23 protein-coding genes and 1 tRNA gene are annotated in these 19,247 nt (G+C 64.3%); 15 read left to right on the top strand and 9 right to left on the bottom strand.

Translation table 11 applies throughout. The annotated features are described in order from the left end of the window. Window positions 1–265: 265 nt before the first annotated feature. The gene (locus OC446_RS20925; RefSeq protein ID WP_262030952.1) at window positions 266–790 is read right to left on the bottom strand and encodes a CoA-binding protein; all 525 of its coding nucleotides are present in this window, start codon (window positions 788–790) and stop codon (window positions 266–268) included. Window positions 791–839: 49 nt separating this feature from the next. Between OC446_RS20925 and OC446_RS20920 the strand changes: the two genes are divergently transcribed. Both OC446_RS20920 and OC446_RS20915 read left to right on the top strand, forming a co-directional pair. Continuing rightward, window positions 840–1,274 (top strand): PaaI family thioesterase, encoded by a 435-nt coding sequence (locus OC446_RS20920; protein ID WP_262030951.1) that lies wholly within the window; start codon window positions 840–842, stop codon window positions 1,272–1,274. A 17-nt stretch (window positions 1,275–1,291) separates the two neighbouring features. Beyond that, the gene (locus OC446_RS20915; protein ID WP_262030950.1) at window positions 1,292–1,534 is read left to right on the top strand and encodes a hypothetical protein; all 243 of its coding nucleotides are present in this window, start codon (window positions 1,292–1,294) and stop codon (window positions 1,532–1,534) included. Between the two features lie 5 nt (window positions 1,535–1,539). On the opposite strand, the gene OC446_RS20910 is transcribed toward OC446_RS20915, so the two are convergent. Further along, complete coding sequence (locus OC446_RS20910; protein ID WP_262030949.1) at window positions 1,540–2,109, bottom strand: glutathione S-transferase family protein; 570 nt, start codon at window positions 2,107–2,109, stop codon at window positions 1,540–1,542. Between the two features lie 34 nt (window positions 2,110–2,143). Between OC446_RS20910 and OC446_RS20905 the strand changes: the two genes are divergently transcribed. From OC446_RS20905 to rpsI, 3 genes are all read left to right on the top strand, one after another. Further along, on the top strand, window positions 2,144–2,281 hold the full coding sequence (locus tag OC446_RS20905; RefSeq protein WP_262030948.1) for a hypothetical protein: 138 nt from the start codon (window positions 2,144–2,146) through the stop codon (window positions 2,279–2,281). 174 nt (window positions 2,282–2,455) lie between these two features. Next, window positions 2,456–2,920, top strand: coding sequence for a 50S ribosomal protein L13 (gene rplM / locus OC446_RS20900; protein WP_009492703.1), 465 nt, complete (start codon window positions 2,456–2,458; stop codon window positions 2,918–2,920). 3 nt (window positions 2,921–2,923) lie between these two features. Continuing rightward, window positions 2,924–3,400, top strand: coding sequence for a 30S ribosomal protein S9 (gene rpsI / locus OC446_RS20895; protein ID WP_262030947.1), 477 nt, complete (start codon window positions 2,924–2,926; stop codon window positions 3,398–3,400). 56 nt (window positions 3,401–3,456) lie between these two features. Here rpsI and OC446_RS20890 read toward each other — a convergent pair whose 3' ends face one another. Beyond that, on the bottom strand, window positions 3,457–3,957 hold the full coding sequence (locus OC446_RS20890; protein WP_262030946.1) for a hypothetical protein: 501 nt from the start codon (window positions 3,955–3,957) through the stop codon (window positions 3,457–3,459). A gap of 286 nt (window positions 3,958–4,243) precedes the next feature. Here OC446_RS20890 and argC point away from each other — a divergent pair, with 286 nt between their 5' ends. Then, entirely contained in the window at window positions 4,244–5,212 is a 969-nt protein-coding gene (argC, locus tag OC446_RS20885) for an N-acetyl-gamma-glutamyl-phosphate reductase (RefSeq protein WP_262030945.1), read from the top strand. A 243-nt stretch (window positions 5,213–5,455) separates the two neighbouring features. Here the strand turns inward: argC and OC446_RS20880 are convergent, their stop codons facing one another. Continuing rightward, window positions 5,456–6,340, bottom strand: coding sequence for a fumarylacetoacetate hydrolase family protein (locus OC446_RS20880; protein ID WP_262030944.1), 885 nt, complete (start codon window positions 6,338–6,340; stop codon window positions 5,456–5,458). A gap of 383 nt (window positions 6,341–6,723) precedes the next feature. On the opposite strand from OC446_RS20880, the gene OC446_RS20875 reads away from it, so the two are divergent. Further along, window positions 6,724–8,064 carry an OmpP1/FadL family transporter gene (locus OC446_RS20875; protein ID WP_262030943.1) on the top strand — a complete coding sequence of 447 codons (1,341 nt, stop codon included), beginning with the start codon at window positions 6,724–6,726 and terminating at the stop codon, window positions 8,062–8,064. Between the two features lie 74 nt (window positions 8,065–8,138). On the opposite strand, the gene phaC is transcribed toward OC446_RS20875, so the two are convergent. Beyond that, a complete protein-coding gene (gene phaC / locus OC446_RS20870; RefSeq protein WP_262030942.1) occupies window positions 8,139–9,944 on the bottom strand; it encodes a class I poly(R)-hydroxyalkanoic acid synthase in 1,806 nt (601 codons plus the stop codon). 111 nt (window positions 9,945–10,055) lie between these two features. On the opposite strand from phaC, the gene OC446_RS20865 reads away from it, so the two are divergent. The 7 genes from OC446_RS20865 to OC446_RS20835 all read left to right on the top strand — a co-directional run bounded on the left by OC446_RS20865 (window position 10,056) and on the right by OC446_RS20835 (window position 16,823). After that, window positions 10,056–10,457: a hypothetical protein gene (locus OC446_RS20865; RefSeq protein ID WP_262030941.1), complete on the top strand. Its 402-nt coding sequence runs from the start codon at window positions 10,056–10,058 to the stop codon at window positions 10,455–10,457. Window positions 10,458–10,500: 43 nt separating this feature from the next. Then, a complete protein-coding gene (locus OC446_RS20860; protein WP_262030940.1) occupies window positions 10,501–11,721 on the top strand; it encodes an LL-diaminopimelate aminotransferase in 1,221 nt (406 codons plus the stop codon). 97 nt (window positions 11,722–11,818) lie between these two features. Further along, entirely contained in the window at window positions 11,819–13,141 is a 1,323-nt protein-coding gene (locus OC446_RS20855; protein ID WP_262030939.1) for a homoserine dehydrogenase, read from the top strand. A 55-nt stretch (window positions 13,142–13,196) separates the two neighbouring features. Then, entirely contained in the window at window positions 13,197–14,195 is a 999-nt protein-coding gene (gene glpX / locus OC446_RS20850; RefSeq protein WP_262030938.1) for a class II fructose-bisphosphatase, read from the top strand. A gap of 117 nt (window positions 14,196–14,312) precedes the next feature. Beyond that, window positions 14,313–14,756 (top strand): GNAT family N-acetyltransferase, encoded by a 444-nt coding sequence (locus OC446_RS20845; protein ID WP_262030937.1) that lies wholly within the window; start codon window positions 14,313–14,315, stop codon window positions 14,754–14,756. A gap of 101 nt (window positions 14,757–14,857) precedes the next feature. After that, window positions 14,858–16,669 carry a single-stranded-DNA-specific exonuclease RecJ gene (gene recJ / locus OC446_RS20840; protein WP_262030936.1) on the top strand — a complete coding sequence of 604 codons (1,812 nt, stop codon included), beginning with the start codon at window positions 14,858–14,860 and terminating at the stop codon, window positions 16,667–16,669. A gap of 79 nt (window positions 16,670–16,748) precedes the next feature. Beyond that, window positions 16,749–16,823: transfer RNA gene (locus OC446_RS20835), tRNA-Glu, on the top strand. 88 nt (window positions 16,824–16,911) lie between these two features. Here OC446_RS20835 and OC446_RS20830 read toward each other — a convergent pair. Further along, window positions 16,912–17,214: a hypothetical protein gene (locus OC446_RS20830; protein ID WP_262030935.1), complete on the bottom strand. Its 303-nt coding sequence runs from the start codon at window positions 17,212–17,214 to the stop codon at window positions 16,912–16,914. Between the two features lie 217 nt (window positions 17,215–17,431). On the opposite strand from OC446_RS20830, the gene OC446_RS20825 reads away from it, so the two are divergent. Then, window positions 17,432–17,665: a DUF6894 family protein gene (locus OC446_RS20825; protein ID WP_262030934.1), complete on the top strand. Its 234-nt coding sequence runs from the start codon at window positions 17,432–17,434 to the stop codon at window positions 17,663–17,665. A gap of 63 nt (window positions 17,666–17,728) precedes the next feature. Here OC446_RS20825 and OC446_RS20820 read toward each other — a convergent pair whose 3' ends face one another. From OC446_RS20820 to OC446_RS20810, 3 genes are all read right to left on the bottom strand, one after another. Further along, window positions 17,729–17,983, bottom strand: coding sequence for a hypothetical protein (locus tag OC446_RS20820; RefSeq protein ID WP_262030933.1), 255 nt, complete (start codon window positions 17,981–17,983; stop codon window positions 17,729–17,731). A gap of 93 nt (window positions 17,984–18,076) precedes the next feature. Further along, window positions 18,077–18,685, bottom strand: a complete 609-nt coding sequence (locus OC446_RS20815; protein WP_262030932.1) for a 2-dehydro-3-deoxy-6-phosphogalactonate aldolase — start codon at window positions 18,683–18,685, stop codon at window positions 18,077–18,079. Window positions 18,686–18,790: 105 nt separating this feature from the next. Further along, window positions 18,791–18,988 (bottom strand): hypothetical protein, encoded by a 198-nt coding sequence (locus OC446_RS20810; protein WP_262030931.1) that lies wholly within the window; start codon window positions 18,986–18,988, stop codon window positions 18,791–18,793. Window positions 18,989–19,247 lie beyond the last annotated feature (259 nt).

Here is a 19,247-nt window from a genome sequence, read left to right as displayed (position 1 = left end):
CCGTCTCCGGACTTGATCCGCGGATCGGTCCCGGCCACCCTGATCCGAAGAGCGCCGTGCCTCAATGGATTGGGATCACCGGCACGAGGCCGGTGATGACGTAGGGGGTGTCTCTCGGTAGAGCGACGTGAGCGGGCGTCATCCCCGGAGGCCGGGAAGGGGATCTGCGACCAAGCGCCGAGCGATGGTGTCCCTTCCCGTCCTATGGCTGCGCCATCTCTGGCCCGGAATGACAGCGGGGAGCACTCTTCCGAGCGGGCGAGCGTCAAGGCCGGTTGAGGCTCAGTTTCTGGAATCCTTTGCCCGACAGAACCGGCTTCTTGGAACTCAGCATCCGGGAGTTCACGCCCTGCCAGGAGATTTCGCCGGAGAGGCGTCCGAACTCGATCTTCGGGCAGCGGTCCATGACGACCTTCAAGCCTTTCGCTTCGGCCTTGGCGGCGGCTTCGTCGTTGCGGACGGAGAGCTGCATCCAGAGCACCTTGGGCAGCGGGTCGAGCGCCAGCGCCTCGTCGGTGATGGGACCCGCGGCTTCCGAATTGCGGAAGATCTCCACCATGTCGATGGGAACGGGCACCTCCTTGAGGGAGGCGTAAACCGTCTTGCCGAGGAGCTCGCCACCGGCCAGTCCCGGATTGATCGGGATCACGTCGTAGCCCCGCTCCAGCAGGTACTTGGTCACGATCCAGCTCGGACGGGCCGGATTCTGCGAGGCGCCGACCAGCGCGATGGTCTTCACGCTGTTGAGGATGCCGCGAATGTAATCGTTCGGATAATTGTCGTGCTTCATGAAGGAAACGTATGGGATAGGGCAGGGCAGTTCAATGAGCATTTGACGCATGGCTTCGCATCATCCGATCATGACGAAAGACGAGTTGACGGTGTTCCTCGACCGGGAATTCCCGCAGATGCATGCGGGAGGCCGCAGCTACTTCGTGGACGAGATCGGGCCTCTCTCCGCCCGGATGCGCATGGAGTACCACGAGCGCCATTTGCGTCCCGGCGGCACCATCTCGGGGCCGGCCATGATGGCGCTGGCGGACCTTGCCCTCTATGCGGCCATTCTCGCTCATATCGGCCCCGTGGCGCTCGCCGTCACCACGAGCCTCAACTTCAACTTCCTGAGAAAGCCCGAGCCCCGCGCGCTCATCGCCGATTGCCGCCTGCTGAAGCTCGGCAAGCGTCTGGCGGTCGGCGATGTGTCGATCACATCGGAGGGGAGCCCCGACATGGTCTGCCATGCAACCGGGACCTATTCGATCCCGGAGCGATGAACATGCGGACCGCACGGATGATCACCCTCATCGGGGTGCTGATGACTCAGCCCGTGATGGCTCAACCTTCCTCCTGGGAGTGGAAGGATGCTCACCGCAAATGCGCGTCGGCTATCGAGGGCAACGAAACTTGGCCCTCTGAGCCGGTCAAAGCATGTGCGGCCATGCATATGTGCGCCAATGAAGCTGTTCTCAGCAACAAGCAGCAGATGCTTCTGCTGTCGGCTATCCGGCGTATTCCCAATTGTCAGGATCCCTGATCTTCCTAGGCAGATCCTTGGCTCTTGGGCACACGCGCATCATCGATCTCCCGCGCCCGGACGGCCGCGGGACGCGAGCTGATGCGCTGCCAATAGGCGTCGAAGGCCGGGCGCTTGTCGAGCGTGCCGAACATCATGCCCCAGCCGATCTGAGAGCCTACATAGACGTCCGCCGCCGTGAACCGGTCGCCGGCGATGTACTCGGATTGGGTGACGGCATATTCCAGGGCATCGACTACGTTCTCGATGCTGCCATAGCCGACCATGCCGCGCCGGTCGGCCGGGACCTCGAAACCGAACGCCTTGTTGCTCAAGGAGGCTTCCACCGGACCCGCCGCGAAGAACATCCAGCGGTAATAGGCGGCCCGCTCCGACAGGGGCGGGGCAAGTCCGGCATCCGGGAACGCATCCGCCAGATAGGCGCAAATCGCGGCCGCCTCGGTGACGACCTTTCCCTTGTGGAGGATCGCCGGCACCTTGCCCATGGGGTTGATCGCCAGATAGCCCGGCGATTTCATGTCCGGGCCGAAATCGAGCACTTCCGTGCGATAGGGGCAGCCCGTTTCCTCCAGCATTCAGCGGACGATACGGCCGCGGGACATGGGATTCGTGAAGAAGATCAATTCGTCGGTCATCGGAAGCCTCTCCGAATCTGGCAACGGCACGAGCCGCACGGCCAAGCATAGCGGTAATCCGCCCGAAGCCAATGGTATGTGGTATCCTAATGCCGCTTTTGTGGTGTTATGATACCATTATGCCTCTAGCCGTTGTTTTATAAGGGTTTTACGGGACTTACTCCGATGAAAATGCGGTTGACTTCGGCGCTCGATCTTACTAAACAGCCCTCACTCGCCGTCGCGTCTCGCGGCGGTTTGTCGTTTTCAGAACCTGAGCCATACGGCTCCAACGGGATACAGCGCAATGAAGACTACGACTTCGCTGAAGCCCGCCGAGGTCGAGAAGAAGTGGGTTGTGATCGACGCGAAGGGCCTGGTTGTGGGCCGTCTCGCTTCGGTCGTTGCCATGCGCTTGCGCGGCAAGCACAAGGCGAACTACACGCCCCACGTCGACTGCGGCGACAACGTCATCGTCATCAACGCCGACAAGGTGGTGTTCACCGGCCGCAAGCGCGAGCAGAAGGTGTACTATCACCACACCGGTTATCCGGGCGGCATCAAGGAGCGCACCGCGAAGTTCATTCTCGACGGCCGCTTCCCTGAGCGCGTGGTCGAGAAGGCTGTGGAGCGCATGCTTCCCCGCGGCCCGCTTTTCCGTCAGATCATGGGCAACCTGCGCGTCTATGGCGGCGCTGAGCATCCGCATACCGCTCAGCAGCCTGAAGTCCTGGACGTTGCTGCCCTCAATGCCAAGAACGTGAGGGCCTAATCCATGGCGACTCTTCAGTCTCTCGCCGATCTGGGCCAGAACGCCCAGGCCGCCGCTCCGGAAGCTCCGAAGCATGTCCAGAAGCTCGATTCACTCGGCCGCGCTTATGCCACCGGCAAGCGTAAGGACGCTGTGGCCCGCGTGTGGATCAAGCCCGGTTCCGGCAAGATCGTGATCAACGGCCGTTCGGCGGAAGTTTACTTCGCCCGTCCCGTGCTGCGCATGATCCTCGCTCAGCCGCTCCAGATCGTCCAGCGCGAAGGCCAGTACGACATCACCGTCAACGTCGACGGCGGCGGTCTCTCCGGCCAGGCCGGCGCGGTCCGTCACGGCCTCGCCAAGGCGCTGACCTACTACGAGCCGGAGCTTCGCGGCCCGCTCAAGAAGGAAGGCTTCCTGACCCGCGATCCGCGCGTCGTCGAGCGTAAGAAGTACGGTAAGAAGAAGGCCCGCCGCAGCTTCCAGTTCTCGAAGCGCTAAGGCTTATTCAACCAGATATCTCGGAAAGGGCGGCTCTCGGGCCGCCCTTTTCTCATTCAGGCCAGGGCGCGTTCCAGTTCGGCCTTGGTCATGCGCGAGCGGCCGGGAATGTCCCGTCGGCGCGCCCGCTCCATGAGTTGCGCCTTGGTGGCGGAAGACGAGGTCTTGCGCGCGGCTGCGGCCTTCTTGGCGATGTCCCGCGGCTGCTTGGAGAATTGCCGGCCCTTGCGTGTGTCGGCCCGCTTCTTCTCGGTCGTGCGCTTGTATTCGCCGTCCGTCAGCGCCTTGCGGCTCTTCGCCGGCAGATAGCGCTCCCCGGTCTCGCCGCTCTTTCGGCCTGACTTCGTGCCCCAATCCTCATCCTCCCATTGCCGGAGGTGATTGTCGGCGGATTTCCGGCCCTCGTAGCCGCCGCCTTCCTTCTTGTATTCCGCGACGGCCATCTGGGCCTTGCGGGCGGACCACTGGCCGGGTTTGCCGCCCTTGGCCCCCTTCGTCACCTTCGCCTTCACCATCTCCCAGAGCTTGGGATTGGTCTTCTTCGCTGTGCCTGCCATGCGAGCCGCCTGTCTGACCTGAAACTGCGGGAGCAACCTCGGGAGGCCTCGCGGGTTCCGACGCGGTTCCTTGACAAGCATGGCCTTGCGGCCGCATAGATCGCGCCATGACGATCTTTTCAGACATCCGACGTCGTGACTTCGCCGCGCCTGCGCGCCTGCGATGAGGGCCGTTCGTCCGCTCGTCTGCCAGCCGCGCCGGGAGCGCGGCTTTTGTTTTTCTGAAACCTTGCAGGGCTGAAGCGTTTCGCCCTATCTCCAGCATCGACGACAGATTGGATCGACCATGACCGCGACGCTCGACAGATCATCAGGCCTCGACCAGCAGACCAGGACGGTCTTCATCGACGGCGAAGCCGGCACGACGGGCCTCGGCATCCGCGAGCGCCTGAGGGACGTGAAGGGCGTCGCCATCCGCAGCATCGATCCCGAGCGGCGCAAGGATCCCGCGGCCAAGCGCGAGATCCTGGCCGAAGTCGACCTGGTGGTGCTCTGCCTGCACGACGATACCGCCCGGGAGACCGTGAGCCTCGTCGACGGCCTTGCCGGCAAGAAGCCCCGCATCCTCGACGCCAGCACCGCCCACCGGGTCGCTCCGGGCTGGGTCTACGGCTTCGCCGAGCTCGACCCGGCGCAGCGGGAGGCGGTCGCCAGGGCCGACCGGGTCGCCAATCCCGGCTGCTACCCGACGGGCGCCATCGCGCTCATCCGGCCGCTGATCGATGCGGGCCTGGTCCCGGCCGACTACCCGATCAGCGTGAACGCCGTCAGCGGCTATAGCGGCGGCGGGCGCTCGATGATCGAGGCCTATGAGGCCGGCACGGCGCCTTCCTTCGAGCTCTACGGTCTCGGCTTCGAGCACAAGCACGTGCCGGAGCTGCAGAAATACACCGGCCTGACCCGCCGGCCGATCTTCATCCCGTCCGTCGGCAACTTCCGGCAGGGCATGCTGGTGAGCGTGCCGCTGCATCTTGACCTGCTGCCCGCCAAGCCCAAGGCGGCCGATCTCGAGGCGGCGCTGCTGAACCATTATCGGGACGGCGGCCTCGTCAGCGTCGTGCCGACGCTCCGGGACGGCAAGAGGATCGAGCGGATCGAGCCGGAGGCCCTGAACGACACCGACCGGCTGGAGCTCTTCGTCTTCAAGAACGACAGCTACAATCACGCCGTCCTGGTGGCGAGGCTCGACAATCTCGGCAAAGGCGCGTCCGGTGCGGCCGTGCAGAACATCCAGCTCATGCTGGGGCTCGCGTAGGGCCTGTCATCGCCAGCCTCGTGCCGGCCATGACGAAGAGGTGACGCAACGGGCACTTGCTGGAGCCCTCATCCTGAGGGATTGCGTCAGCAATCCGTCTCGAAGGGCGAGGGCGGCTCCAGTGCGCGTGGGACGATCCTTCGAGACGCAGCTGCGCTGCTCCTCAGGATGAGGGCTGTGGGCTGGCAATCAGGCGTGGATGGCCGGGACGAGCCCGGCCATGACGCAGGGCCTACAGGGCCGTCAGTTCCCCTTCCAGCTCTTGCTCGTGTCGAGCGCCGGTCCGTCGAAGGCGACGAAGCGCTGGCGCTGCTCGCCGAGGCCTTCGATGCCGAGGGACACCACGTCACCGGCCTTCAGGTAGCGCTGGGGCTTCATGCCCATGCCGACGCCGGGCGGCGTGCCGGTGGTGATCACGTCGCCGGGCTCCAGGATCATGAAATGCGAGACGTAGGACACGATCTGCGCCACGTTGAAGATCATGGTCTGGGTCGAGCCGTTCTGCACGCGCTCGCCGTTCACGTCGAGCCACATGGACAGGTTCTGCGGGTCGGGGACCTCGTCCTTGGTGACGAGCCAGGGGCCGAGCGGTCCGAAGGTCGGGCAGCCCTTGCCCTTGGTCCAGGTGCCGCCGCGCTCCAGCTGGTATTCGCGCTCGGACACGTCGTTGCAGACGCAGTAGCCGGCCACGTAATCGAGCGCCTCGTTGGCGCCGACATAGGACGCCCGCTCGCCAATCACGATGGCGAGCTCCACCTCCCAGTCGGTCTTCTGCGACCCGCGCGGGATGATCACGTCGTCATTGGGCCCGACGATGCAGGACGGCGCCTTGTTGAAGACGATCGGCTCAGCGGGGATCGGCGCTCCCGTCTCCGCTGCATGGTCGGCATAGTTGAGACCGATGGCGATGAAGTTGCGCACCTGTCCGACGCAGGCTCCCAGGCGCTGCCCCGAAGGAGCGACGGGCAGGGTGGAAGGGTCGGTCCTGCGGATGCGCTCCAGAGCCCCGGACGACAGGGACGAGCCGTCGATCTCGGACACGATGCCCGACAGATCCCGAATCTGGCCGCTGGAATCGATCAGTCCCGGCTTCTCCTGTCCAGCATCTCCAAATCTCACCAGCTTCATCAAGCGCTCCTCTCGTAACGGCACGTGCATAATTGGCGCGAATGCGCCGAGCTACAATGCATGTTCTAGCCGCAAATATGTTGCCGTTTTGCCACGAGCGCGAACAAAGCGGCGGATGTCCACGTCATGGCGACAGTCGGCTCACCCCAAGATGAGAGCCGACTATACATCGGTTTACATATGAACCATTGGCGCGTACTTGCCGCTTATTCGGCGCCAGTTACGTAAATGGAAGTAAAAGAAGAAAGGAAGAAGCCGAATTTAGAAATTGTTAATCCGCTCTTCGGCTTTCACGAAAGGATTGCGGCCAAAATTAAGCATTGGCACATTGCCCTTACGGCGGGATTCTCCCGCACAAAAAAGCATAAGGGCAGGAAATCTCCATGGGTCTTCTCTCTCGTTCCTTGTCGCTGGCCGCGGTTTCCGCCGCAGCGCTCATCGTCGCCCAGGGCAACGCGCATGCGGGTGCCTTCGCGCTGCGCGAGCAGAGCGCCACGGCGCAGGGCTACTCCTTCGCCGGCGCGGCCTCCGGTTCGGGTTACCTCTCCTCCATGTTCTGGAACCCCGCCGTCATCACGATGATGCCGGGCTGGTGGAGCGAGGGACATGCTTCGCTCGTTATTCCGCAGGTCGACATCAACCCGCTTCCGTCCGTTCCGACCTTCGTGTTCGGCGGCTCGGGCGATATCGGTGAGGACGCGCTCGTTCCGTCCGGATACAGCTCTTTCCAGATTAACGACACGTTCTGGGTCGGTCTCTCGAGCACCTCGCCCTACGGCCTCGTGACCGATCCGCGCCAGAACTGGTCGGGTCAGCTCTACTCGCGTTCGTCCCGGATCTTCTCCGTCAACGTGAACCCGGTGCTCGGCGTGAAGGTGAACGACTGGTTCTCGTTCGCGGTCGGCCCGTCGCTGCAGTATTTCGACATCCGCCTCAAGCGGGCGGTGCCGTTCCCGGGCGCTCCGGCCGCTTCCGCGACCCTACCCGGCGCTCCGAGCGCCATTCTGGACGGCGACGATATCGGCTTCGGCTTCACGGCCGGTGTGACGATCACGCCGTTCGCCGGCACGACGATCGGTATCGGCTATCGGTCCCAGGTCGAGCACGAGCTCGAAGGGAGCCTGGAGGCGCCTCGCGGTTCAATCGCCGCCTTGGGCCCGTTCTCGAACGTTCCGATCACCGCGAAGCTGAAGACCCCCGACCAGCTCACGATCGGTATTTCCCAGGTCATCACGCCCGCGATCACGGTCCATGCCGGTTTCGAATGGACGAACTGGAGCGTGCTCAAGACGCCGCTCGTGACTGGTCCCGGCGGCGTTACCGTCACGGACATCCCGCTCAACTACGAGGATGGGTACTTCTACTCCCTCGGCGCGGATTACAAGCTGAACGATCAGTGGACCCTGCGCGCCGGTCTCGCCTACGAGCAATCGCCGATCGATACGGAGATCCGCTCCACCCGTCTCCCCGACAACGACCGCATCTGGGCGTCGATCGGTGCGGGCTACCAGTGGAACGACCGCCTGTCCTTCGACGTGGCCTACACGCACATCTTCACGAGGGAGACGGATATCCGCATCCTGCCCGGTCACCAGGACTTCGAGGGCCTTCCCTTCGTGGCGAACGTCGATGCCTCCGTGGATATCATCTCGGCGGGCCTGCGCTATCGTTGGGACGACCCGAAGGTTGCGATCCCGGCGGTTCCGCTCGTTCGCAAGTACTGAGCGACCACGACCCGACAGCAGAAAGGCCGGCTCATGCGCCGGCCTTTTTTATTGCGCGGTAAAGCCCGAAGGGTTCAGGATTTTTCCAGAACGTAGGTGCCCGGTGCATCGCAGAGCGGCTCCAGCTTGCCGCCGCCCGGCTCCCGTGCGGCGACCATCCTGGGGGCCTGGGCCTTGATCCAGTCGAACCAGTAGGGCCACCAGGAGCCCGAGGTCTCGGTCGCCTGCTTCATCCAGTCTTCCAGTTCGCCGTCGACGGGACCACCGGTCCAGAACTGGTATTTCGGCTTGCTGGGGGAATTGACGACGCCGGCGATGTGGCCGGAGCCGGCAAGCACGTAGCTCACCGGTCCGCCGAACATCTTCGAGCCGACGAACACGGAGCGGGCCGGGGCGATGTGGTCTTCCTTCGTGGCGAGGTTGAAGACCGGCACCTTCACCTTCTTCAGGTCCAGTTTCACGCCGGCCAGTTCCATCTCGCCCTTGGCGAGCTTGTTCTCGAGATAGCAGTTGCGGAGGTAGAAGGCGTGGTTCGCCGCGGGCATGCGGGTGGAATCGGCGTTCCAGTAGAGCAGGTCGAACGGGAAGGGCGACTGGCCCTTCATGTAGACGTTGACCACGTAGGGCCAGATCAGGTCGTTGGGCCGCAGCATGTTGAACGCGTTGGCCATGCGCGAGCCTTCGAGATAGCCGCGCTTCTTCATGGTGGCTTCGAGGCTGCGCACCTCTTCCTCGCCGGCGAAGATCTTCAGATCGCCCGCATGGGTGAAATCCACCTGCGCGGTGAAGAAGGTCGCGCTGTCGATCCGCTTGTCGCGCTTGGCCGCCATGTAGGCGAGGGTGGTCGCCAGCAGGGTGCCGCCGACGCAATAGCCGATGCCCGTCACCTTCTTCTCGCCCGTCGCCTGCTCGATGGCGTCGAGCGCGGCGAAGATGCCGTCGACCATGTAATGCTCGAAACCCTTCTCCGCATGCTGCTCGGCCGGATTGACCCAGGAAATGCAGAAGACGGTGAGCCCCTGCGAGACCGCCCAGCGGATGAAGCTTTTCTCCGGATTGAGGTCGAGGATGTAGAACTTGTTGATCCAGGGCGGCACGATCAGCAGCGGCCGCTTGAGGACCTTTTCCGTGGCAGGGGCGTATTGGATCAGCTCGATCAGGTCGTTGCGGAAGATGACCTTGCCCGGCGTGGTGGCGATATTCTCGCCGACCTTGAACCGGCTCGTGTCCGATTGCCGGATCTTCAACTCGCCACGCCCGGCCTCGATGTCCTCCGCCAGCATGCTCATGCCGCGCACGAGATTGGCCCCGTTCTCCTTGAGGGTTTCGCGGATCAGCTCCGGATTGGTCAGGAGGAAGTTCGACGGCGAGAGAGCGCTGGATAGCTGCTTGAGATAGAACTGCGCCTTATGCCGCGTGCGTTCATCGAGTCCCTCAGCATTCTCGACGAGATCCTCCGCCCAGCGGGAGGAGATGAGATAGGCCTGTTTCAGGAAGTCGAAAATCGGGTTCTCGGACCATTCCGGGTCCTTGAACCGGTTGTCCCTCGGCTCCGGCTCGGCCACGGGGTCGGCAGCTTCGCCCTGCGCACGTTTCAGGGTCGAGGCCCAGAGCGACAGGAATTGCGTGCCGAGGCGGGACTGGGCCTCGAAGCTCTTCTGCGGATCGCTCATCCAGACCTCGGCTACCCGCCCGAGGGATTTTATGGCTTCCGATGCGTCACTTGAGAGTTCGGGTGAGGCTTGGCCTTCCTGGACGGGCTTGAGGTAGGCGGCCGCGGCCTTGCCGGCTCCCTCGACGAAGCGCGCCATGTTACGGGAGAGTTCCTCGAAGTCCGGCACGGGGCTTTGAGTCTTCTCCTCACCGTATGGCTTGTCCATAAGGCGATCTCCCTCTATCGCAGCAGCATTGCTCGCAAGCCGCATTTCCGACATCTTAACGTTCGACCCGTCGGGTATGCCAGAGTCATGTTGCAGATCTTAGGTATCACAATGCGTATGAAGTCCTTTTCGATCCGCTGTGCTTCGGCTGCCGCCGTGACGATGCTCGTTGCCGGCTGCAACGGCAGCTTCAATCCCGTTCGGGACGTGGCAGCGGCCGTTGGGGCAGGCCCGCAGACGGCGGCGAGCCAGGATTTCGTAGTTCAGTCCAGGCCGACCAACCTGGAATACATGCCGATCGGCGCGGCGGTCCAAGGCCGGCCGACGCCGGCACGCACGGCCGATGAGGTCAAGGCCGCCGAGGCGGAGCTCGATGCCCTGCGGAGCCGGAACGAAGCCGCCGGCGCCGCGGCCGCGGAACTCGGCAAGACGCCGCCCCCGGAGCCGGTCAAGCTTCCGGCCAACGGGTCGCAGCAGACGCGCCAGAAGACGAATTCCAAGAGAAAGCCTTAGAACCTATACCGGAATCCCGTGATTCCGCCCGAGGACGAGACCCATGCCTGACTTTTACCGGATTAAGCGCCTTCCGCCTTACGTCTTCGAGCAGGTCAACCGGATCAAGGCAGCCGCCCGGGCCAACGGTGCCGACATCATCGACCTCGGGATGGGCAATCCGGACCTCCAGGCACCCCAGCACGTCATCGACAAGCTCGTCGAGACGGTTGGCAAACCGCGCACGGACCGCTATTCCGCCTCCAAGGGCATCGGCGGTCTGCGCCGCGCCCAGGCCGGCTACTACGAGCGCCGCTTCGGCGTGAAGCTCAACCCCGACACCCAGGTGGTGGCGACCCTCGGGTCCAAGGAAGGCTTCGCCAACATGGCCCAGGCGATCACGGAGCCTGGCGACGTGATCCTGGTGCCGAACCCGAGCTACCCGATCCACGCCTTCGGCTTTCTGATGGCGGGCGGCGTCATCCGCTCCGTTCCGGCCGAGCCTACCCCTGAGTTCTTCGTCGCGGCCGAGCGGGCGGTGGCCCATTCCATTCCGAAGCCCGTCGCGCTCGTGGTCTGCTACCCGTCGAACCCGACCGCCTACGTGGCCTCCCTCGACTTCTACCGGGACCTCGTGGCCTTCGCGAAGAAGCACGAGCTGATCCTGCTGTCGGACCTCGCCTATTCGGAGGTCTATTTCGACGAATCGAACCCGCCGCCCTCGATCCTGCAGGTGCCCGGCGCCATCGACGTGGCGGTGGAGTTCACCTCCATGTCCAAGACCTTCTCCATGGCCGGCTGGCGCATCGGCTTCGCGGTTGGCAACGAGCGCCTGCTGGCGGCGCTGGCCCGGGTGAAGTCCTATCTCGACTACGGCGCCTTCACGCCGGTCCAGGTGGCGGCGACTGCCGCCCTGAACGGGCCGGACGACTGCATCCGCGAAATGCGCGCCACCTACAGGCGGCGCCGGGACGTGATGGTCGAGTCCTTCGCCAAGGCGGGCTGGGACGTTCCCGTGCCGACCGCCTCCATGTTCGCCTGGGTGCAGATTCCGGAGAAGTTCCGGTCGATGGGCAGCCTCGAATTCTCCAAGCTCCTGGTGGAGAAGGCCGATGTGGCCGTGGCGCCGGGAATCGGCTTCGGCGAGCACGGCGACGAGTATGTGCGCATCGCTCTTGTGGAAAACGAGCAGCGCATCCGCCAGGCGGCGCGCAACATCCGCAAGTTCTTCGATCACGCGGACCAGACGCTCCACAACGTGGTGCCGATGGTGCGTCGGGGCTGATTTTCGCAGGGGCGGAATCCACCGGATGCCGCCTCCGCATGGACAGGACACCTTGGCGGTCGTAAAAGCAGCCCGACAATTTGAGGAGCTGTTGTTCGTGACACGTCCCCTTCGGGTCGGCATTGCCGGCCTCGGCACCGTCGGCGCATCGGTCGTTCGCATTCTCGACCGCCAGAACGAGGCTGTCGCCCAGCGTGGCGGCCGGCCGGTTGAGATCGTGGCCATCTCGGCCCGCGATAAGACCAAGGATCGCGGCTTCGACCTCTCCCGCTTCACGTGGTTCGACAGCCCGGTCGAGCTGGCGCGTTCGGCGGATGTGGATTGCGTGGTCGAACTGGTCGGCGGTGCGGACGGCGCAGCTCTCGAGACGGTGCGGACGGCCCTTTCGCTCGGGAAGCACGTGGTCACGGCCAACAAGGCGCTGCTCGCCAAACATGGCCTCGAACTGGCGAAGCTGGCGGAGGAGAAGGGCGTGTCCCTGGCCTTCGAGGCCTCCGTCGCGGGCGGTATCCCGGTCATCAAAACCCTGCGCGAGGCGCTGCCCGCCAACCGGATCTCGCGCCTCTACGGCATCCTGAACGGCACCTGTAACTACATCCTGTCGCGCATGGAGCTCGAAGGCCTCACCTTCGCCGAATGCCTCAAGGATGCGCAGCGGCTCGGCTATGCGGAGGCCGACCCGACCTTCGACGTCGAAGGTTACGATACGGCCCATAAGCTCGCGATCCTGACCAGTCTCGCCTTCGGGACCGAGATCGACGCGGACGCGATCTATGTGGAGGGCATCTCCTCCATCACGCCGCTCGACCTCGCCATGGCGAAGGAGCTGGGCTTCCGCATCAAGCTGCTTGGCGTCGCCGAGCGCACCAAGACCGGCATCGAGCAGCGCGTGCACCCGACCATGGTGCCCCGGACCTCCTCCATCGCCCAGGTCATGGGCGTGACCAATGCGGTCACCATCGACGCCGACGCGGTGCGCGAACTGACCCTCATCGGGCCGGGGGCAGGGGGCGATGCCACCGCCTCCGCCGTCGTGGCCGATATCGCCGATGTGGCCACCGGCAACGTCCAACCGCTCTTCGGCACCCGGACCGACCGCCTGGAGAAGGCGGCCCGCGCCCCCATGCAGCGCCACGAGGGCGGCTATTACGTCCGCCTGACGGTCCACGACCGTCCGGGTGTCGCCGCGGGCGTCGCGACCCGCATGGCCGAGGCGGACATCTCCCTGGAGAGCATCCTGCAGAAGCGCTCGGAAATTGCCGCGACCCAGGACCCGCACGGGCGCTCCGGCGCGCCGGTCTCGCTGGTGCTGATCACCTATGCGGCCACGGAAGCTTCGATCCGCTCGGCCTTGGAAAAAATCACGAGGGATGGTCTTATCGCCGAGCCGCCCCAAGTCATTCGCATCGAACGCGAGTAACGCAACACCGGTCCATTCCGGACCCCGACGATCACAAATGGGAGACGACAAGTCCATGTCGCAAGGCATTACCGTCCAACCGGGCCAAATCATCGAGCGCATCCTGACCCTGGAGCTCGTCCGCGTCACCGAGCGCGCGGCGGTGGCCTCCGCCAGGCTGCGCGGCCGCGGCAACGAAAAGGCAGCCGACCAGGCCGCCGTGGATGCCATGCGCCGTGAGCTGAACAAGCTCCCCATCGACGGCACGGTGGTGATCGGCGAGGGTGAGCGCGACGAGGCGCCCATGCTCTTCATCGGCGAGAAGGTCGGCAACAAGCAGGGGCCGAAGGTCGATATCGCGGTCGACCCGCTGGAGGGGACGACGCTCTGCGCCAAGGACATGCCGGGCTCCATCGCCGTGATGGCCATGGCCGAGGCCGGCACTCTGCTGGCGGCTCCCGACGTCTACATGCACAAGATCGCCGTCGGCCCGGGCTATGCCGCCGGCGTGGTCGATCTCGACGCCTCGCCTGAGGAGAACCTGAACAACCTCGCCAAGGCGAAGGGCGTGAAGGTGAACGAACTTACGGCACTCGTGCTCGACCGTCCCCGCCATGCCGACCTCATCGCGGCCATCCGCAAGACCGGCGCCGGCGTCCGCCTGATCTCGGACGGCGACGTCGCCGGCGTGATCTTCACCACGAAACCGGCGGAAACCGGGATCGACATCTATCTCGGCATCGGCGCCGCCCCCGAGGGCGTTCTGGCGGCTGGCGCCCTGCGCTGCATCGGCGGCCAGATGCAGGCCCGCCTCATCCTCGACACCGAGGAGAAGCGCTCCCGTGCGCTCCAGATGGGCGTGACCGATCCGAACCGGAAATACGACATGACGGACCTCGCCCGTGGCGACGTGATCGTGGCCGCGACCGGCGTGACCGACAGCGCGCTCACCCGCGGGGTTCACTTCGGCAAGGACGTGATCACCACCGAAACGGTGGTCTACCGCTCCGCCACCGGCACCGTGCGCCGCATCTACGGCGAGCACCGGGAGCTGTCGAAGTTCCACCTGGACTAGCTCGTCCCGAGGTTCTGAGAGCAATCCAGATCGAGTCATGGCCGGGCCTGTCCCGGCCATGCACGTTTGGGGCCGAGCAAGGCCAAACATGACGATGCGGCAAGTCAGGGAAGTGACATGATCGAAATCCGCCCCATCACCGAAAGCGACGGGGCCGCCTGGGAGCCCCTCTGGCAGGCCTACCTGACGTTCTATCAATCGTCCTTGCCGCCCGAGGTGACCGATGCCACGTGGCGCCGGTTCTTCGATCCGGCCGAGCCCATCAATGCCCTGGTGGCCGTTCTCGACGGCAGGATCGTCGGCATCGTCCACTACCTCTATCACCGCTCCACCTGGACCACGGCCGATTACTGCTATCTGCAGGATCTGTTCACGGCCGAAGAAGCGCGGGGGCGCGGGGTGGCGCGGGCCCTCATCGAGGCCGTGTACGAAAAGGCCAAGGCCCATGGCGCTGCGCGGGTTTACTGGCTGACCCATGAGAGCAACACGACGGCCCAGGCTCTCTACGACAAGGTCGCCGCCCGCAGCGGCTTCATCCAGTACCGCCACCTGCTGGGCTGACGCCGGTGTTCGGTGGGCGAAGGGCAGCCATGACCACCGAAGAGCAGCTGGGGTACTTTGCCAGGATGCTTTGACCACGATTCGCGGATAAAACTCCCGCTGTGACCGAATCATCTCCTCTTCTGCTGCCGAAGCCGTTTCTCGGCGTCACCCATTCCGCCCTCGGGCGCACCTGGATCGAGCGCTGCGATGCCGCCCAGGGGACCATTGCGCTCGCCATCGCCCAGACCCATGGCCTCCCGGACGTTCTGTCCAGGGTCCTGGCCGGGCGCGGCGTGGGCATCCATGACACGGAAGGTTTCCTGAACCCGCGCCTGCGGGATCTCATGCCGGATCCGCATGTGCTGACCGACATGGAGGCCGCCGCCTCCCGGCTGGCCGATTCCGTGCAGCGCAACGAGAAGGTGGCGATCTTCGGCGATTACGACGTGGACGGAGCCTGCAGCGCCGCGCTGCTGGCCGAGTACCTGCGGGCCTGCGGGCTGGACTATGCCATCCACATCCCGGACCGGATCACGGAAGGCTACGGCCCGAATGTCGATGCCATCCGGGCGCTGAAGCAGCAGGGCGCCGATATCCTCGTGACGGTCGATTGCGGCACGGCGAGCCTCGAACCCCTGGCGGAGGCGAAGCGTCTCGGTCTCGATCCCATCGTCCTCGACCACCACCAGGCGCCTGAGCAACTGCCCGACGCGCTCGCCATCGTGAACCCGAACCGGCAGGATGATCTCTCGGGGCTGGGCCATCTCTGCGCGGCCGGCGTGGTGTTCCTGTTCCTCGTCGCCCTGAACCGGACGCTGCGCTCCCGCGGCTTCTTTCAAGGCCGGGCCGAGCCCGACCTGATGGGGAGCCTCGATCTCGTCGCTCTTGCGACCGTTGCCGACGTGGTGCCGCTCATCGGCCTCAACCGGGCCTTCGTGCGCCAAGGGCTGGCGATCATGAAGAGCCGCCGCCGGGTCGGGCTGGCGGCGCTCCTCGATACGGCGGGCCTCGCCGGAGCGCCGGAAAGCTGGCATCTCGGCTACCTCGTCGGGCCACGCATCAACGCGGGCGGCCGCATCGGCGATGCGGCCTTGGGCTCGCGGCTCCTGCTGACCGAGGATCCCGTGCAGGCCGGGCGTTTGGCCGCCGAGCTCGACCGGCTCAACCGGGAGCGTCAGGCCATCGAGGTCGTGGCGGTCGCCGAGGCCGAGGCGCAGGCCATGATGGCGCTGGAGCGCCTGCCCGACATGCCCGTTCTCGTGACGGCATCCGCCGAGTGGCACCCGGGCGTGGTCGGCCTGATCTCCGCCCGCACCAAGGAGCGGTTCCGCCGGCCGGCCTTCGCTTTCACGCTGAATCCGGACGGTACGGCCACCGGTTCAGGGCGCTCCGTCCCCGGGGTCGATCTGGGCTACGCGGTACGCGCCGCCGTCGATGCGGGCATCGCCATCAAAGGCGGCGGCCATACGATGGCGGCCGGCGTAACGATTCAGGCCGTCGATCTGGAGCGGTTTCTCGGCTTCGTGACCGACAGGCTCGGCGATCCGGTGAGCGCCATGCGCCTGAAGGACAATTTCGCCATCGACGCGACCCTGACGGCCGCCGGCGCCCAGCCCGCCGTAGTCACGGCGCTGGAACGGGCCGGGCCCTTCGGCCAGGGCCAGCCGGAACCTGTCTTCGTCTTTCCCCAGCATCGGCTCGTCGAAGCGCGCGAGGTGGGCAGCGGCGGGCATATGCGTGTGAAGCTCAGGGGCGGCGACGGCAGCATCATCGGCGGCATCGCCTTCCGAGCTGCCGGTCAGCCCCTCGGCATCGCGCTGTCGCAGGCCATGGGCAACACGCTCCACGTGGCCGGGACGCTCTCCATTGATCGTTGGGGCGGCAACGAGAAGGTCGAGGTGCGGATCATGGACGCGGCGAGGCCGGAATAATTCCAATCAGGTGCTTGCGATGCGTCACGAACCCATCTATAGGTTCGCCCACTTCGGAGGCACTGCCACGAAGCAATGCGCGCCCTTCGTCTATCGGTTAGGACATCTGCCTTTCACGCAGGAAAGAGGGGTTCGACTCCCCTAGGGCGCGCCACTCTCCAATCCCTTAGATCCAGCTCTTTTCAGCCTAGAGGTTCGATACCTCGCGGGTTCGATATTATGCCGATATTGGCGGGCGTCGCTCAGGCCGGGTTGCCCTTGATCTTGGTGACCATCTCCCAATTGTCGCCGGTGGCGATGAGGCAGGCTTTTCCGTCCGGCAGGGTCATCACCATGGTCCACGAGCCTTTCGACGAGGCGAAGACTTCGAGCACCTGTCCGGGCTGGGCGAGGCCGATCCCGACCGGATCCTCCTTGTACTGGTCGGCCAGCAGCTTCACGAGCTGTTCGCGCGGGCCGCACGACGTCTGCGCGGTGGTGGGCGTGATTCCAAACGCGGCGATCGCGCCTATGAGGGTGGCGGAAGCGAGAGGGCGACGGATCATGACATGCCTGTAACGGTTGACCCGCTATTACCCTTGGCGTGCCAATCAACGCGCGCTCATGAAAAAAGCTCCATGGAACGAGCGGGTGTGCGGCACCCTTGCGATAGGCGTCATCATTTCCGGAAAAGACGTGTATAGGAAAATGCAGGTGCCTGATCGAACCTGCCGCCCGCAAGGGCGTTCTTCCCGCCAAACATCCATCCGAAGCTTGATCCCCATGCCCCGCTATTTCTTCAACATCCGAGACGGCTACGACGTCGATGAAGACGATGAGGGGATTGAACTCCCCGATCTCGAGGCCGCTCGGGCCGAGGCCCTGGCCACCGTCGAGGAATTACGGGACGAGCTGGCCGACGCGGGCAATATCGAACTCGAGATCACCGACGAGACCGGTCGGCGCCTCCTGACTGTCCCGTTTTTCCGCAGCGGGCAGGGCGGACGCCGCCGCTGAGGCGGTCGAAAAGGAAAGGCCCGGCACGAGGCCGGGCCCGGATTGGCGAAGACAAGAACCCGATCAGCACTCGGTCTTCTTCTTGGTGGTCGTGTCGCCGAACTCGTCCGTCTTCTGCTTGGTTTCCGTGGTGCAGCCCACTGAACCCGTGCTCGTGGTGACCGAGGTGGAGGACGTCGTGCTCGGCTCCGTCTTGCGCTCGATCGTCGTCTGGCTGCCCAGAATGCCCTGTTCCTTCTTGATGGTCGTGGTGGTGTCCTGGGCGAAGGCGGCCGTGCTGAGAAGCGAAGCCGCAAGAATCAGTACCGTCTTCTTCATCGTGAATTCCTTGAACAAGCATTTCTCCCTGAGAACGGCTTTCGCTCCCAGGGGTTCCTGCTCAGGTCATTCAGAACGAACAGAGTTTGCGGATCAGGCCGTCAGGTTTCGCCAGGACTGCGCGAAATCGCGGGCATTACGCCCGATGTCCTCGACACTCATCGCAGGCGTGAAGAGGGCCGATCCGAGACCGAAGCCGTTGGCGCCTGCATCCACATAAGGCTTCATGTTGTCAGGCTTGATGCCGCCGACCGGCAGGACGAGCGCGTCCTTCGGCAGAACGGCCCGCCAGGCCTTTACGACGCCAGGGGGAATAGCTTCGGCCGGAAAAATCTTGATGGCGTCCGCCCCGGCCTTGAGGGCCGCGAAAGCCTCGGTCGGAGTCGCGACGCCGGGGGTGCAGAGGAGGCGGTTCGTCTTGGCGGACCGGATCACGTCCAAGTCCGCATGGGGCATGACGATGAGCTTGCCACCCACATCATGGACGCCCACCACCTGCTCCGGCTCCAGGACAGTTCCCGCACCGACAAGCACGTCCTTCGGCATGGTCTTGGCCAGGATCTCGATGCTGCGGAAGGGCTCGGGCGAGTTGAGAGGTACCTCGATGATCCGAAAGCCGGCCTCGACCAGCGCGAAGCCGACAGCCTCGGCATTTTCGGGCTTCAGGCCACGCAGAATGGCGACCAGAGGAAGATCGGTCATATAATCCCGCAGCACAACAGCACCTCCAATCCCGACGTGAAACAGCAACTGCCCTCATGGCGCTGACGACAGGCCGGTACTAGTTGGCAAAGGGGGAGGCGGGTTTCAACCTCTTGCGGTCTGCGGCGGCAGAAATCGTACGAGGTAAGAAACGGCGCTGCGAAGCGTGTCGCGGCCGTCCGTGCTGTGTTCGATGAACCAGTCCTCCAAAGCCGCGTCGGGATACATCTCCTCAACTCCAGCAAAGAACTGCATCAGCTTGAGCGAGTCGAAGCCGAGAGAGTGAGTCAGTGACATATCCATGCCGACTGTACTTCTGCAATTCTCGCTAAGGGATCTGCAAAGCGCCGAAATGCTGTCGGCGACATCCGTCTCCGAAAGAAGATTCACTGATCTTGGCCCTCAAAAAGTGACGTAGAGTTATACTCAAGCTTCAAGGCTCTTCAACAATGAAACGATATAGAGCTGTGAAAAATGAACACGATCAGGTGTCTATTGTGCAATATAGTATCCATACATTGTGGCCTGATTGTGAAGAACGTTCAACTTCCGACTGACGAAC

The sequence above is a fragment of the Microvirga sp. Mcv34 genome (assembly GCF_024519725.1).
GTDB lineage: Bacteria > Pseudomonadota > Alphaproteobacteria > Rhizobiales > Beijerinckiaceae > Microvirga.
This window is presented reverse-complemented; position numbering and strand designations above follow the sequence as displayed.